This window comes from Nitrosomonas communis (assembly GCF_024102715.1).
Taxonomy (GTDB): domain Bacteria; phylum Pseudomonadota; class Gammaproteobacteria; order Burkholderiales; family Nitrosomonadaceae; genus Nitrosomonas; species Nitrosomonas communis_B.
This window is the reverse complement of record NZ_JAGFJM010000144.1, coordinates 1-14806: the sequence shown is the minus strand read 5'-3', so window position 1 is coordinate 14806 and position 14806 is coordinate 1. Positions and strand designations below refer to the sequence as shown.

The window sequence follows — 14806 nt, the reverse complement described above, 5'->3', positions numbered from 1 at the left end:
AGTAGGTAGTTAATGTTATATCAGCAACCTGTATTGTTCTAAGGATAAAAATGTTATTAGTAATCACTCAATGGATTGCACAGGATATACGTGCATTTAACGTTTTTAGCTACATTACGTTACGCACGATGCTGGCTGCACTTACTGCTTTGGTGATTTCATTTATCGTCGGCCCGGCGATGATACGTAAGTTAACGGCATACAAAATTGGTCAATCCGTACGCAATGATGGCCCGCAAACACATCTGGTTAAGGCAGGGACGCCAACGATGGGCGGGGCGCTGATACTCGTCTCCATCATAGTTACCACACTGTTATGGGCAGACCTCGCTAATCATTATATTTGGACCGTTTTATTGACTACCCTGGGATTTGGCGTTATTGGCTGGATAGATGATTATCGCAAAGTAGTGCATCGTAATTCCAAGGGCCTGTCTGCATCGGCCAAGCTTTTTTGGCAATCAGTCATTGCCTGCTGTGTGGCATGGTATCTCGTTTCGATTGCCGAGCTCCCGGAGCAAACCAATATGATTGTGCCGTTTTTTAAGGAAGTAGCGATTCCATTGAGCGTATCTGGCTTTCTGCTGCTGACCTATCTCGTCATCGTGGGAACGAGCAATGCCGTGAATTTAACTGATGGACTAGATGGTCTTGCCATTATGCCAACGGTGATGATTAGTGGTGCACTGGCGATTTTTGCCTATGTAGCCGGTCATGTTGTCTTTGCGAAATATCTGGGTATCCCTTATATCCCCAATGCAGGTGAGCTGGCTGTTTTTTGTGGTGCGCTTGCGGGTGCTGGCCTGGCATTTCTGTGGTTTAACACTTATCCCGCAGAAGTATTTATGGGTGATGTCGGTGCACTTGCACTTGGAGCAGCATTAGGCGTGGTCACGGTGATTGTTCGCCAGGAGATCGTGCTGGTCATTATGGGAGGGGTATTTGTGATGGAGGCTTTGTCAGTGATGCTGCAGGTAGCTTCATTTAAGCTATTCGGTAAGCGTATCTTCCGTATGGCGCCGCTTCATCATCATTTTGAGCTGAAAGGATGGCAAGAGAATCAGGTGGTCGTCAGGTTCTGGATTCTGACGATCATTTTAGTGTTAGTGGGATTATCAACTTTGAAGCTGCGATGAGTTTGCGTAATAAAAAAGTGCTGGTGCTTGGCATGGGCGAAACAGGGCTATCTATGGTGAAATGGTTGACTCGCCAGGGAGCAGAGGTGCGTGCCGCCGATAACCGGACGGCGCCTCCTCACCGTGAAGCGCTGGAACAGCTGATTCCGGCTACAAGAATATACCGAGGGCCTTTTAGCGCAGAAATCTTTGATGATGTTGAGCTCATTGCGATTAGTCCGGGTATTCCCTTAGCTGAACCGCTGGTGCAAGCAGCCATGAAACGGGAAATTCCAGTGGTAGGCGATATTGAGCTTTTTGCACAAGCACTCGATCACCTTGAGCAACCGAGGTCCAAGATTTTGGCAATTACCGGTTCGAATGGAAAAACTACTGTCACGACGATGGTGGGTGAGATGGTTAGAAATGCAGGCTGCGATGTTGAGGTGGCGGGTAATATTGGCCCGGCAGTATTGGACACCCTGATGCGTCGCATGGATTTGGGCAAGCTGCCGCAGTATTGGGTGCTGGAGCTTTCCAGTTTTCAATTGGAAACAACCTGTAATCTTGCTGCTGATGCAGCAGCAGTGCTCAATTTAAGCGAAGACCACTTCGATCGCTATGCCGGCATGCATGACTATGCTGCGGCCAAAGCCAGAGTGTTCATTGGTGACAACAAGAGTGTGCAGATTCTGAATCGGGATGATGCAATGGTATGTGCCATGGCGTTACCAGACAGAGAACAGATGACTTTTGGTCTGGATGAGCCGGTCTCTGAGATGGATTTTGGCATATTGCAAAGCGGCGCGGATCTGTGGTTGGTTCAGGGCGGGAAGTACTTACTGAAAGCTAGCGAGATGATGATTCCAGGGATGCATAATGTTGCCAATGCGCTGGCGGCGATGGCGTTATGCCGGGCGGTGGTATTGCCATATGAACCCTTGTTAACTGCATTACGTCAGTTCAAGGGACTGCCGCACCGCATGCAGAAAATTGCTGTTATTAATAATGTGACTTTTTATGACGACTCTAAAAGCACCAATGTAGGGTCTGCGATTGCGGCATTGAACGGGATGGAGAGAAACGCTGTGCTGATTGCAGGCGGAGATGGCAAAGGACAAGACTTTTCCCCTTTAAAACAACCTGTGGCTGATTGTGCGCAGGCGGTGATACTGCTTGGCCGTGATGCCAATGCGATTGCAGAGGCGATCGGCGATTGCCAGGTTCCAATCCATTATGCTGCGACAATGGACGAGGCCGTACGGATAAGCTTTTTATTGGCACAACCCGGTGATGCAGTATTGCTGTCTCCAGCCTGTGCCAGCCTGGATATGTTTAGAAATTACATTCATCGCGCAGAGGTTTTTATTACTGCTGTCAAAGAGATAGGGAAGAAGTTTATTTATGCTGATCAGGAGAGCCATTGATTCATGATTGACCAAGCCGCTATTAATCGCCAAAAAATAACTACCGATTTCGACTTCTATTTGATCTGGTCGGCACTGGTATTGTTAAGTCTGGGATTGGTCATGGTTTATTCTGCATCAATAGCAATCGCCGAATCAGAATATGGCGAAAGTGGCTCATATTACTATTTGATGCGTCATGGCATTTATTTGCTTGTAGGCCTATTGATCGGCTTTTTTACTTTCCAGTTTCCAATGCGTGCATGGCGGGAATATTGTCCTCATCTGTTTTTAGTTGGAATCATATTGTTAGGTCTGGTATTGATTCCAGGAATTGGCCGTGAAATCAATGGCAGCCAGCGCTGGATTTCATTGGCAATAGTCAATTTTCAACCATCTGAACTGATGAAGTTGTTGATGGTGATTTATGTTTCGGATTATGTGGTTCGTAAATTGGCTTACCTGGATAACTGGCGTAAAGGTGTTTTACCTATCTTAGCTTTGGTATCGGTAGTAGGATTTTTGTTACTGCGAGAACCCGATTACGGTGCATTCGTCGTTGTGACGGGCATTGCAATTGCGATTATGTTCATGGGCGGCATGAGTTTGAAGTTGTTTGCCGGAGTGGCAGCCTTGCTTGTGACGTGTTTGAGCTTGTTAATTATAACGGTGGGTTATCGGAGTAGTCGTATTGATGGCTTCCTGGATCCGTGGGCTGATCCTTATGGCAAGGGTTATCAGTTAAGTCATGCCTTGATTGCGTTCGGGCGAGGTGAGTGGCTGGGGGTGGGTCTGGGGGGGAGTGTCGAAAAATTGTTCTATTTGCCGGAAGCACATACTGATTTTATGTTTGCCGTGCTTGCTGAAGAACTGGGGTTTATGGGAGTAGCGACGGTCATAGCGATGTTTGCCTGTATACTCGTGCGCGCTTTTGTCATCGGCCGCACCGCTGCCACGTTGGAAAACTATTTCTCGGCGCTTGTGGCGCAAGGCATTGGTGTTTGGCTAGGGTTCCAGGCTTTTATCAATATGGGAGTAAATATGGGAGTGTTGCCGACCAAGGGATTGACATTACCGCTCATGAGTTTTGGTGGCAGCAGTATTGTCGTTACCTGTATTGCGCTGGCTGTGTTATTGCGGGTGGATTGGGAGAATCGGCAAAAAATTAAAGGATTAAATGTGTGATGACTGTGGCAATTAAGCTAGAGAGCTGAAGGTGGCGAGGACAATCATGATTATGGCGGGCGGAACGGGCGGACATATTTTTCCAGGATTAGCAGTGGCTGATTATATGAAGTCGCTAGATTGGAATGTCGTGTGGCTTGGCACGCATCATGGGATGGAGGCAGCATTGGTGCCACAGCATGGCTATCGTACCGAGCTCATTGAGTTTTCCGGCTTGCGCGGGAAAAAGGCGATTGACTGGCTCTTATTGCCATCGCGATTGTTGTTGGCTTTCTGGCAAAGCGCCAGGATAATCATCCGCACTCAACCGGATGTAGTCGTAGGAATGGGTGGTTATCCTGCGTTTCCTGGCGGTATCATGGCTGCATTGTTCAACAAGCCGTTCGTAATCCATGAACAGAATGCGATTGCAGGTCTTACCAACAGAATTCTCGCAAGAATTGCTGACAAAATTTTACTGGGTTTCCCCGATGCCATAAAAGACAAAAGCGGCAAGGTGCAGGTGACGGGGAATCCAGTGCGGTGTGACATTTTACGATTGCCGTCACCTGAGCAACGTTTTGCTGGCCGTAGTGGCAAACTTAAGCTATTAGTGATCGGTGGCAGTTTGGGGGCGCACATATTGAATACGGTTGTGCCAAAGGCTTTGAAGCTGATTCCAGAAAACGAGCGTCCCCAGGTTACGCATCAGGCGGGAAAAAAGCATTTGGATCAACTGCGGCGGAATTACGCTGAATCTGGTGTAGAAGGCGAGCTGGTACCTTTTATCGAGGAGATGGCTGCGAGCTATGCCGATTGTGATCTGGTTATCTGCCGTGCTGGCGCGCTGACTATAGCTGAACTGGCGGTAGCAGGCGTCGCTAGTATTCTTGTGCCTTATCCTTTTGCAGTAGATGATCATCAAACTGCCAATGCTCAATCTCTAAGCAAACACCATGCCGCGCTGTTATTACCTCAAGATAAATTGAATGCTGAAGATCTGGCAGGACTGATCAGAGGACTGACGCGTGAAAAATTACTGACAATAGCAACGCTTGCTCGCAGTCTGGCGAAACCGGATGCAACCAGAATGGCCGCTGAAGCCTGTCTGGCAATAGGAGAGGGTGAGAGATGAAGCACAAGGTTAGGCATGTGCATTTTGTAGGTATCGGTGGCTCAGGCATGGGCGGGATCGCTGAAGTCATGATTAATCAGGGGTATCGGGTAAGTGGTTCGGATCTGGCTAGTAATCTGACCACTGAGCGTTTGCAGAAACTGGGGGCAATCATACATATTGGTCACGCCAAGGAGAATGTGGCATCTGCTGATGTTGTTGTAGCTTCAACCGCCATTGGACCGGATAATCATGAGGTTGCAGCAGCGCGCGAGCGTCGTATCCCAGTAGTGCCTCGCGCCATGATGCTGGCAGAGTTGTTACGTTTACGGCAAGGTATAGCCGTTGCCGGTACGCATGGTAAAACGACAACAACCAGTCTGATTGCAAGTGTTCTGGCAGAAGCAGGACTTGATCCGACTTTCGTGATCGGTGGCAAACTTGAAGCGGCAGGTAGCCATGCCAAACTCGGCAGCGGGGAATATATCGTGGTAGAAGCAGATGAATCTGATGCTTCCTTTCTTTATTTAAAGCCTATTCTGGCAGTAGTGACTAATATCGACGCGGATCATATGGCGACCTATGGCCATGACTTCGGTAAACTCAAGCAGACTTTTGTCGAATTTATCGAGCACTTACCTTTCTATGGCATGGCGGTATTGTGCCTGGATGACAAACATGTACGTGACGTCATGTCTATTACTACCAAACCGGTGACAACCTATGGTCTGTCAGAGAACGCGCAAATCAGTGCGACCAATATTCGTCATGATGGCGGCAGAATGCATTTTCGTGCACGTATCGGTGTAAACGGTGCGGCACGTCAGTTTGATGTCATGCTCAATCTGCCGGGTGTTCATAATGTACAGAACGCTCTTGCAGCCATAGCAGTTGGCAATGAACTTGGTGTGCCGGATGCTGCTATCATTCGCACCCTGGCAACGTTTGGAGGAGTGGAACGACGTTTCCAACGCTATGGCGAGATCAAATTATCCAGACAAAGCAGTTTTACCTTGATTGATGACTATGGTCATCATCCGGCAGAAATTGCTGCAACCATGGCGGCAGCGCGCGGGGCATTTCCCGGTCGCCGGTTGGTATTGGCCTTTCAACCTCATCGCTATAGCCGCACGCGTGATGCGTTCGAAGATTTTATCAGGGTATTATCCAGTGCTGATTTGTTACTGCTGACCGAGGTCTATGCGGCTGGAGAAGATCCGATCGTGGCGGCAGATAGTAAATCGCTCGCTCGTGCCATCAGAGTGCAGGGAAAATTGGAGCCGATTTATATCGAGCATGTAGATGAACTGCCGGCAGCTATCCATGGGGTTGCGCAAGATGGTGATGTCATTTTGATCATGGGAGCAGGCTCGGTAGGAAAAGTAGCTGCCCGCGTATTGCAGGCTACAAAAAAATTGGCCGTAATCGGTGGATGAAGCAATGAACATACAGCTATTGAGCCATACAAAATTTAGCCAATTGGCAGCACAGTGGGTTGCGATCGGGATGAATGCTTCAGCGGGAGGAGATTTTGTTGGGGTGATCGATACCAGTTTATTACGCGGCGAGTTACGTGTGCGCGAATCGATGAGAAAACACGTTTCTTGGCGCGCCGGTGGGACGGCAGAATATTTTTACTTGCCGGCTGATCTGCACGATCTTGCGCTATTTCTAAGCCAATTACCCAGAACTGAGCAGGTTTGGATGATTGGGCTGGGGAGTAATTTACTGGTGCGTGACGGGGGTCTGCGCGGTGTTGTGGTGGCATTGCATGCACGGCTCAATGATTTACTTTTGATTGAGCAAGATCAAGCTGGTGGATTGATTTATGCCGGCGCAGGTGTGCCTTGTGCCAAGCTGGCACGCTTTGCCGCCTTACATCACTTGGCTGGCGCCGAATTTCTAGCGGGTATTCCAGGCACAGTGGGTGGAGCCTTAGCAATGAATGCGGGATGTTACGGAGCAGAAACCTGGCAGATTGTCGACAAGGTCAGAACGATTGATCGCGCAGGTGAGCTGCATGAACGCAATCCAGAAGACTATATTATCGATTATCGACATATTTCTTTAAAGCAGGAGCCGGAAAGTGTTGGCAAGGAAGAATGGTTTGCCGGTGGTTGGTTTCGATTAGCACAGGGCGATCAGGATATCTCCCGGCAAAAAATCAAAGCATTGCTAACGGCCCGGATACATAGCCAGCCATTGAATTTTCCCAATGCGGGTTCGGTGTTTCGGAACCCTACTGGAGATTATGCGGCACGCCTGATTGAGGCATCTGGTCTTAAAGGATATTGTGTAGGCGGGGCAATGGTTTCTACCAAGCATGCCAATTTCGTCATTAATAATGGTGATGCTACCGCTGCGGACATCGAGGCAGTTATTGCCATGATGAGCAACGCTGTGAAGGAGAGAATAGGGATCGAATTGATTCGGGAAGTCCGGATTATTGGCGATGCCAGGAGAAATAGAGAATGAGCATGCCTGATTTTGGAAAAGTCGCAGTACTCTTGGGCGGGCGTTCAGCCGAGCGTGAAATTTCGCTTAAAAGCGGTGATGCAGTGCTTAATGCACTGCTGAGAAAAGGAATAAATGCTCATCCTTTCGATCCCGCTCATCTTCCTCTGGAGGCGTTGCTGCAGCAAGAGTTCGAACGGGCATTCATCGCATTGCATGGCCGTTACGGAGAGGATGGTTCGGTACAGGGAGCGCTGGAGCTGATGGGACTGCCTTATACCGGTAGCGGTATTCTGGCAAGTGCGCTGGCAATGGATAAATGGCGGACTAAATTGATCTGGCAGGCCGTGGGAATTAGCACGCCTCGTTACGTTATCATCGATGCCAAGAGTGATTTCAATGAAGTTGCAGCTTATCTTGATCTGCCTATGATCATCAAACCAGCGCGCGAAGGCTCAACTATAGGCCTAAGCAAGATTGAGACAAAGAAAGATTTTTCAGATGCTTACCAATTAGCGGCACAGCATGACTCGCTGGTATTGGCAGAACAGTTCGTCGAGGGAAGGGAGTTGACAGCCGCTATTTTGGGTGAGATGCCGCTGCCATTAGTACGAATAGAAGTAACAGGGGAGTTATATGATTACCATGCCAAGTATCTGGCGAATGATACCCGTTATTTTTGCCCGAGTGGCTTGCCGGATGAATTGAGTCAACAGATACAGGCGCAGGCTTTGCGGGCCCACAGAATTTTGGGGTGTGCAGGATGGAGCAGGGTGGATCTGATTCTGGATAAAAATGACCAGCCTTTCTTTCTTGAAGTGAATACTTCTCCGGGTATGACTGATCATAGTCTCGTGCCGATGGCTGCAAGAGCTGCAGGTATTTCGTTTGAAGATCTAGTGGTGAAAATTTTGGCATTGTCCTATGTGGAATAATCACCGGTTGCTGAATGTATTTGCCAACTTGATGCTTACCGGCGTGATATTGGCTGCAATTTATGTCATTGGTTCAGGGGTGATAAAATTGCCCCTCTTCGCGCTAAGGGAAATTAGTGTGGAAGGAATGAGCACCAATCACTTGGAGCATGCCAAACTGCAGCATGTCACCCGGCAGCAGATTGAGAGTATTGTTCGTAATGAAGTCAGAGGAAATTTTTTTACAGTTAATTTAGATGTGTTACGCGAGGCGTTTATAGATATGCCATGGGTGCGGGCAGCAAAGATTCAGCGTAGTTGGCCGTCAGGTCTGAAAGTGATGTTGGAGGAGCATACTATATTGGCCTATTGGGGTGATATTGCGTTAGTTAATAAGCAGGGCGAAATATTTCGTGCTCCGATTGACGAAATACTACCTGTTTTTATAGGTCCTACTGAAGAAAGCGTGCCCGTTATTATTGAGCAATATGAGATTTTCAACAAAGTATTGGAGCCAATCAAGCAGCGTGTTGCTGAGATTGCGTTGTCGCCACGGCACGCTTGGCTCGTTCGTCTGGAAAATGGAACACTGTTAAAACTGGGTCGGGAGAAAATTGAAACTCGGCTGAGACGTTATGTTTCAGTCTACAGGCAGAGTATCGTGAACCTGAATCAGTCAATCCCCTTGGATTATGTGGATTTACGTTATCCGAATGGATTTGCCATGCGACTGTCCGAGGCAATGCCACAGGTTCCGCGTAAGAACGGTACCGGGAAAAAGTCTTGAAATCGGGGAGGAATATTAAATGAATAAAGCCAAAGAAGGTAGAGACCTAATTGTTGGTTTGGATATAGGTACTTCAAAAATTGTGGCCATTGTTGCTGATGTAAAACCTGAGGGTGGTTTTGAAATTATCGGTCTGGGAAGCTATCCGTCACGCGGATTGAAGAAAGGTGTTGTGGTCAATATAGAAACAACGGTTACCGCGATTCAGCGCGCACTCGAAGAAGCTGAATTGATGGCAGACTGTAAGATTGGTGAGGTTTACACCGGAATTGCAGGTAGCCATATCCGCGGCTTCAATTCGCACGGGATGGTTGCGATCAAGGACAAGGAAGTATCAGCGATGGATGTAGAGAAAGTGATGGAAACCGCCAAGGCGGTCAATATTCCGGCTGATCAGCAGATTCTGCACATCCTTAATCAAGAGTTTATTGTCGATGGGCAGGAAGATGTGCGAGAACCTATTGGCATGAGTGGTATCCGGCTGGAAGCAAAGGTGCATATTGTTACTGGCGCAGTATCGGCTGCACAAAACATCATTAAATGTGTTCATCGTTGCGGACTGGAAGTACGCGATTTGATTTTGCAACCGTTAGCTTCAGCCATTGCCGTCTTGTCGGAGGATGAAAAAGATTTAGGAGTGTGCCTGGTGGATATCGGGGGAGGGACCACTGATATTGCAGTGTTTACCAATGGGGCAATCCGCCATACGGCCGTCATCCCGATTGCCGGCGATCAAATCACGAATGATATCGCGATGGCACTACGTACCCCGACCAAAGATGCCGAAGATATTAAATGTCGTTATGGCTGTGCCTTACGCGCGCTGGCTGAAGTGCGCGAGGTGGTGGAGGTGCCGGATGTGGGTAATCGAGGGGCGCGCCAGCTTTCCAGACAGACACTCGCGGAAGTTATCGAGCCGCGCGTAGAAGAGCTTTATTTGTTGATACAAGCTGAATTACGTCGTAGCGGTTTTGAACAGCTGCTTTCATCCGGAATTGTCATTACGGGTGGCAGCAGCTCTTTGCAGGGAATGGTAGAGTTGGGTGAAGAAATATTTCATATGCCCGTACGTCTGGGGATGCCTCAGTACCAGGGCAGCTTGGAGGAAGTCGTCCGTACACCCAGATTTTCCACAGGTATTGGTTTAATTATGGCTGGCATGGAGGAGCGCAGGCTTCATCATCACAGCCATTTACAAGGGGGATCGGCTAAGCAGGTTTTTGCAAAAATGAAAAGTTGGTTCCAGAAAAATTTTTAATTATCGCGTTACGAGTACGCATTAAAAAGAAATTATCCAAATTTAACATGCAAAAGGAGAAGCAACATGTTTGAAATCACGAATAATGAAAGTCAGGAAGCAGTGATTAAAGTGATCGGCGTCGGCGGGTGTGGCGGTAATGCAGTCGACCATATGATTCTTAATGAAACAAAAGGTGTTGAATTCATCTGCATCAATACCGATGCGCAGGCACTCAAGGGAAATCGTGCGCCAACTTTATTGCAACTCGGTACAGGTATTACCAGGGGATTGGGAGCGGGTGCAAATCCTGAAATCGGGCGTGAAGCAGCCTTGGAAGATCGGGATCGTATCGCTGAATTGATTCAGGGTGCAGATATGCTGTTCATTACAGCCGGCATGGGTGGCGGTACTGGAACTGGGGCAGCGCCCGTGGTTGCGCAAATAGCCAAGGAAATGGGTATTCTGACGGTTGCGGTTGTCAGCAAACCCTTTTCATTTGAAGGGAAACGCTTGAAAGCAGCGCAAGCTGGTATGGAGGCCCTGTCACAACATGTTGATTCATTGATTGTCATTCCTAATGATAAGCTGATGATGGTGCTAGGTAACGATATCAGTATGCTGGATGCATTCAAGGCGGCCAATGATGTGCTGTATGGTGCGGTAGCAGGTATTGCTGAAGTGATTAATTGCCCCGGACTCGTTAATGTCGACTTTGCCGATGTCAAAACAGTCATGTCGGAAATGGGTATGGCCATGATGGGCTCAGCCACCGCAAGCGGTGTTGACCGTGCGCGCATGGCTGCAGAGCAAGCAGTCGCTAGCCCCTTATTAGAAGAAATTACCTTATCGGGTGCACGCGGCGTATTGGTCAATATTACTGCCAGTTCAGGCATGAAAATGCGCGAAGTGCATGAAGTAATGAATACTGTTAAGGAGCTGACTGCTGAAGATGCGACAGTAATTGTCGGAACAGTCATCGATGAGGGAATGAATGAGAGTTTGCGTGTAACACTCGTTGCTACTGGCCTGGGAAGTGTTACTCAAACCCAAACCAGACCGCTTACTGTCATTCATACCCGTACCGGAACAGATGACAGAGCCTCCACCATGCACTTTGAGGAGCCAGCAGTCATGCGTACCGGCAGAAGAAGCAATGCTACGGTAGCAGCAATGCAGCAATCAGGCGTCGATCCAATGGATATTCCCGCCTTCTTGAGAAGACAAGCGGATTAATAATTAGCTGCAAAAATGACTACTTGATTTCGGGTTTATAACTCCTCAATGCATGTTGCGCTGCCCCTGTTGTAACTAACAGGGGCAGTATTGCAATAGCCCACCAATCTTGCCTGATGCAGTAAAATTATCAACCGATCGCTGAGATCTGTTCCTAAGCACAAGGCTTTATCAAACTTTTCCCACAGAGTTTTATCCAATAGAGCATGAGATAGTCGTTCTTCGGATTGAGTAATTTTTCTGAGGAGTACAGTAATTTACCCTACAGTAGGGATGAGAATTTTTAAAAAATTAGTTGTTAAATAGCTAGATATTCTGCGCTAGTGTAACAATAGCTTCACCCATGCAAATTGGGTATTATGGACAGAAGGGGAAAGCAATATATGGAAATTTCTGGTATCTGGAAATATCTGGATAATGTTTGGATAATGACCGGGTTAGTGCTGGTCTTGCTGGTTAGTCTATTGAAGATGCTATCAGTTAATAACCTCAACAGCCGTAAATCAAAGCAGCAAATGCAGAAAGGGATTAATTATTTATTCGTGTTGGGTCTAAGCGGCGTGATATTGAGCACTCTGTTTTCTCAAAGCGATAATCTTACAGCATTGCAGCAAAATGATACCAGCTTGTTTGATGCTACTTCTTTTCCCACTCAAGATACTGCTAATATCAAAGCATCACAAGCAGTTGGCAATGATAGTGGCGCCGCAGTAGGCACAGGTAGTAGTGCAGACTTTAACCAGCTACTCCACGTGATGCCTGCTCGCACCCGCTCGGAGCGCCCTAATACAGCCGATCAAAGGAGCAAAGATGATAGTGGTGCGGCCATCAATGTCGATGAAGATGATTTCAGTGAGGAAAAAAAATAAAGCCTTGTCTCTGTTGATTATCTTCTATCTTGGTAAGTAACGTGAGTGCGGCATAGAATCATTCCAGCACGGCTGGAAGGGTCTGAGAAAATCTAATATCAAGGGAGGGCTTCTTCTTGCGGAAAGTATAAGCTACTAATAGACAGAGCGATAACTCTCGTGGGTCAAATATTAGTTTCATCATGGAACTTTGATAACTATTTTGACTGAGGAATCCAGTGGCTGTAGGTTTTTTGATTTGCCTCAGATCTTTATGACTCATTTGCTGGACAACCCAGAGATGATTCTCACCTTTTGAAAGATGAGATGTGATGTCATTAATTATTTACGCCGCCAGTTGCTGCCCGATAGCCATTCAATCTCAGAAAAACTTTAATTTTTACTGAGCAGAATGCTTGCTATAATATTTCTCTAAATGAAATGATAATTGCTTAAAACCAAAGCATAGCCATTTGAGAAAAGATAGCGCCCGTAGCTCAGTTGGATAGAGTACTTGGCTTCGAACCAAGTGGTCGTGGGTTCAAATCCTGCCGGGCGCGCCAATAATTTTTTTGGAATACTCCTGCTATATTCATACTGTATCCTGTTTTAGGCAGAAGGTTTTTTTATCGTTCAGCAATGGCGATGAATCTGACTAAGTATCCAGTTACCGTCTTTTTTCCTTAAAAAAGTTTGTGTATGCCCATTGAAATGCTTACGGAGCCGGATTACTTGTGTTTACCTGTTCTTTTTGTGTCTGATTTTAGAAAATAATTCTGCGAATGTCGAAGCTTTCTCTGATTATGGCGATGGAAGCAGAGGCGGAGGGCTTGATCGATGCTCTAGGATTGGAGCCATTTGTACCACGCCCATTTTACGAACGCTTACCGTTGAAATTCTACCACGGTATTTATCAAGGCCGGCCAGAGACCTTCCTTGAGATTACTATTACCGTTCCTGGAAAAGATCCCCGCTATCAGGTCGATAGCATTGGTACAGAGCCGGCAGCGGTGGCTGCGTTTGCGACAGTGATGGAATTTCAGCCCGATGTTTTGGTGAGTGCCGGTACCGCCGGCAGCTTTGCTAAACATGGTGCCTCCATAGGAGAGGTTTACTTAAGCGATTCAGCTTTTTACTTCCATGATCATCGTATTCCGCTTCCCGGCTGGGATATGTTCGGGAAAGGTGCTTATCCGTCGCTCGATGTGCGTCATCTGGCGCGTGAACTTGGTCTTCCGCTCGGTAACATTTCCAGCGGCAACGCCCTTGATTTTACTGAACAGGAGCTGGCGGCGATCGCAGCCCACGGTGCGATTGTCAAGGAAATGGAGGCGACTGCCGTTGCCTGGGTAGGATACATCACCGGCACACCGGTGTTCGCCATCAAGTCGATCACCGACCTTATTGATACTCACCCTGACTCACCAAGCGAATTCGCAAGAAACTTTGTTACGGCTGTCATCAGTCTGACTGAAAAGACTCTGGCAATTATCGACACATTTGCGCGTGATGAAAAAATCTTGATTGAGCATCAGACGAAGGAAGTATAGTCGATGTGAGTTTCAATACGACATAAATCCGCCTTCCAGTTCAAGTATGTGCAAAAAGAACCCCGGAGGATAGTCCGAGGTTCTTTGTTAGTGCTAGCTCGATACTAGGCGGACCTAATATTGGATGCTTGCTTGCCTTTAGGTCCAATAATCACTTCAAAATCGACACGTTGTGCTTCGCGCAACGTCCTGAAACCTTCACTATTAATAGCAGAAAAGTGTGCAAATAAATCCTCTCCGCCACCATCTGGAGTAATAAAGCCATAACCTTTAGCGTCATTGAACCATTTAACAGTACCTGTTGCCATGTTATCTCCTTTACAATTGATTATACATATGGTGATCAGTATCTGGCTGCACATTCAATCTTTTTGGCCTTCACAGTATAGATGAATGACGCAACGCTAACGGGCGAGGCCCGCCATGCTGAGCGTCCATCGCGACTATCAGGTTAGTCTGTAACCTTTACTACGGCGACCAACGTTTTTCAGTTATAAGAAAAATAAAGATTCTTTTTATTAAGCTCAGATGGTTGCATAGGTTAGCAATATATGCTGATAAAAAAAATACGTGCAAACACGTAAGGGTCAGCCCTTATTGACAAACCATAAAAAATCATTTACGGATCAAACCATCCGGGTGAGCGCATGAAAGAGGTTAGTCTGGAATGTAAAGCAGAGGGATCAAGTGTACAATTCGGAATCAGGTAGCAATCCGCAACTTTCCTCACTGAGTCGGTTCTTGTAAACTTCTTCTATTCGCGTTAGGTCTCAATAGCGATTTCCACCTCTACCACGTTTTGGCTAGCAGAAAAACAAGCGTTTGTTCTATGTCATTTTATCGCTATTTGATCTTACATGGACGCTCACGTTATGCCAAGCTTTCAGTCGATGATTTTAAGAAGGTAAAGATTGCAGCCATACATCCGGACTTTATATGAGGCGCATTGCCTCTGTCCCTGATGGAATCCGCTGAGTAACG

At 47.2% G+C, this 14806-nt stretch carries 13 protein-coding genes and 1 tRNA gene; 13 read left to right on the top strand and 1 reads right to left on the bottom strand.

Translation table 11 applies throughout. The features are described from left to right. The first annotated feature begins 50 nt into the window (after positions 1-50). The 13 genes from mraY (at position 51) to J5I83_RS14230 (ending at position 13825) form a co-directional block, all read left to right on the top strand. The gene (gene mraY, locus J5I83_RS14290) at positions 51-1136 is read left to right on the top strand and encodes a phospho-N-acetylmuramoyl-pentapeptide-transferase (protein ID WP_304057366.1); all 1086 of its coding nucleotides are present in this window, start codon (positions 51-53) and stop codon (positions 1134-1136) included. After that, on the top strand, positions 1133-2542 hold the full coding sequence (gene murD, locus J5I83_RS14285; protein WP_304057429.1) for a UDP-N-acetylmuramoyl-L-alanine--D-glutamate ligase: 1410 nt from the start codon (positions 1133-1135) through the stop codon (positions 2540-2542). Before mraY ends, murD begins: the two co-directional genes overlap by 4 nt. Before the next feature lie 3 nt (positions 2543-2545). Then, positions 2546-3706: a putative lipid II flippase FtsW gene (gene ftsW / locus J5I83_RS14280; protein WP_304057365.1), complete on the top strand. Its 1161-nt coding sequence runs from the start codon at positions 2546-2548 to the stop codon at positions 3704-3706. A 46-nt stretch (positions 3707-3752) separates the two neighbouring features. Next, complete coding sequence (murG, locus tag J5I83_RS14275) at positions 3753-4820, top strand: undecaprenyldiphospho-muramoylpentapeptide beta-N-acetylglucosaminyltransferase (protein WP_304057427.1); 1068 nt, start codon at positions 3753-3755, stop codon at positions 4818-4820. Further along, positions 4817-6235: a UDP-N-acetylmuramate--L-alanine ligase gene (gene murC / locus J5I83_RS14270; RefSeq protein ID WP_304057363.1), complete on the top strand. Its 1419-nt coding sequence runs from the start codon at positions 4817-4819 to the stop codon at positions 6233-6235. The genes murG and murC overlap by 4 nt, the downstream gene beginning before the upstream one ends. Positions 6236-6305: 70 nt before the next feature. Then, positions 6306-7274, top strand: a complete 969-nt coding sequence (gene murB, locus J5I83_RS14265) for a UDP-N-acetylmuramate dehydrogenase (RefSeq protein WP_304057425.1) — start codon at positions 6306-6308, stop codon at positions 7272-7274. Next, positions 7271-8188: a D-alanine--D-alanine ligase gene (locus tag J5I83_RS14260; protein WP_304057361.1), complete on the top strand. Its 918-nt coding sequence runs from the start codon at positions 7271-7273 to the stop codon at positions 8186-8188. The genes murB and J5I83_RS14260 overlap by 4 nt, the downstream gene beginning before the upstream one ends. Then, on the top strand, positions 8178-8954 hold the full coding sequence (locus J5I83_RS14255; protein ID WP_304057360.1) for a cell division protein FtsQ/DivIB: 777 nt from the start codon (positions 8178-8180) through the stop codon (positions 8952-8954). Before J5I83_RS14260 ends, J5I83_RS14255 begins: the two co-directional genes overlap by 11 nt. Before the next feature lie 19 nt (positions 8955-8973). Further along, positions 8974-10212 (top strand): cell division protein FtsA, encoded by a 1239-nt coding sequence (gene ftsA / locus J5I83_RS14250; protein WP_304057357.1) that lies wholly within the window; start codon positions 8974-8976, stop codon positions 10210-10212. Between the two features lie 66 nt (positions 10213-10278). Further along, positions 10279-11427 (top strand): cell division protein FtsZ, encoded by a 1149-nt coding sequence (ftsZ, locus tag J5I83_RS14245; RefSeq protein ID WP_304057355.1) that lies wholly within the window; start codon positions 10279-10281, stop codon positions 11425-11427. 383 nt (positions 11428-11810) lie between these two features. After that, positions 11811-12296: a hypothetical protein gene (locus J5I83_RS14240; RefSeq protein WP_304057352.1), complete on the top strand. Its 486-nt coding sequence runs from the start codon at positions 11811-11813 to the stop codon at positions 12294-12296. A 465-nt stretch (positions 12297-12761) separates the two neighbouring features. After that, positions 12762-12838 (top strand) — tRNA-Arg (locus J5I83_RS14235). Between the two features lie 219 nt (positions 12839-13057). After that, positions 13058-13825 carry a hypothetical protein gene (locus J5I83_RS14230; protein WP_304057350.1) on the top strand — a complete coding sequence of 256 codons (768 nt, stop codon included), beginning with the start codon at positions 13058-13060 and terminating at the stop codon, positions 13823-13825. 104 nt (positions 13826-13929) lie between these two features. Here J5I83_RS14230 and J5I83_RS14225 read toward each other — a convergent pair whose 3' ends face one another. Further along, on the bottom strand, positions 13930-14133 hold the full coding sequence (locus J5I83_RS14225; protein ID WP_304057348.1) for a cold-shock protein: 204 nt from the start codon (positions 14131-14133) through the stop codon (positions 13930-13932). Positions 14134-14806 lie beyond the last annotated feature (673 nt).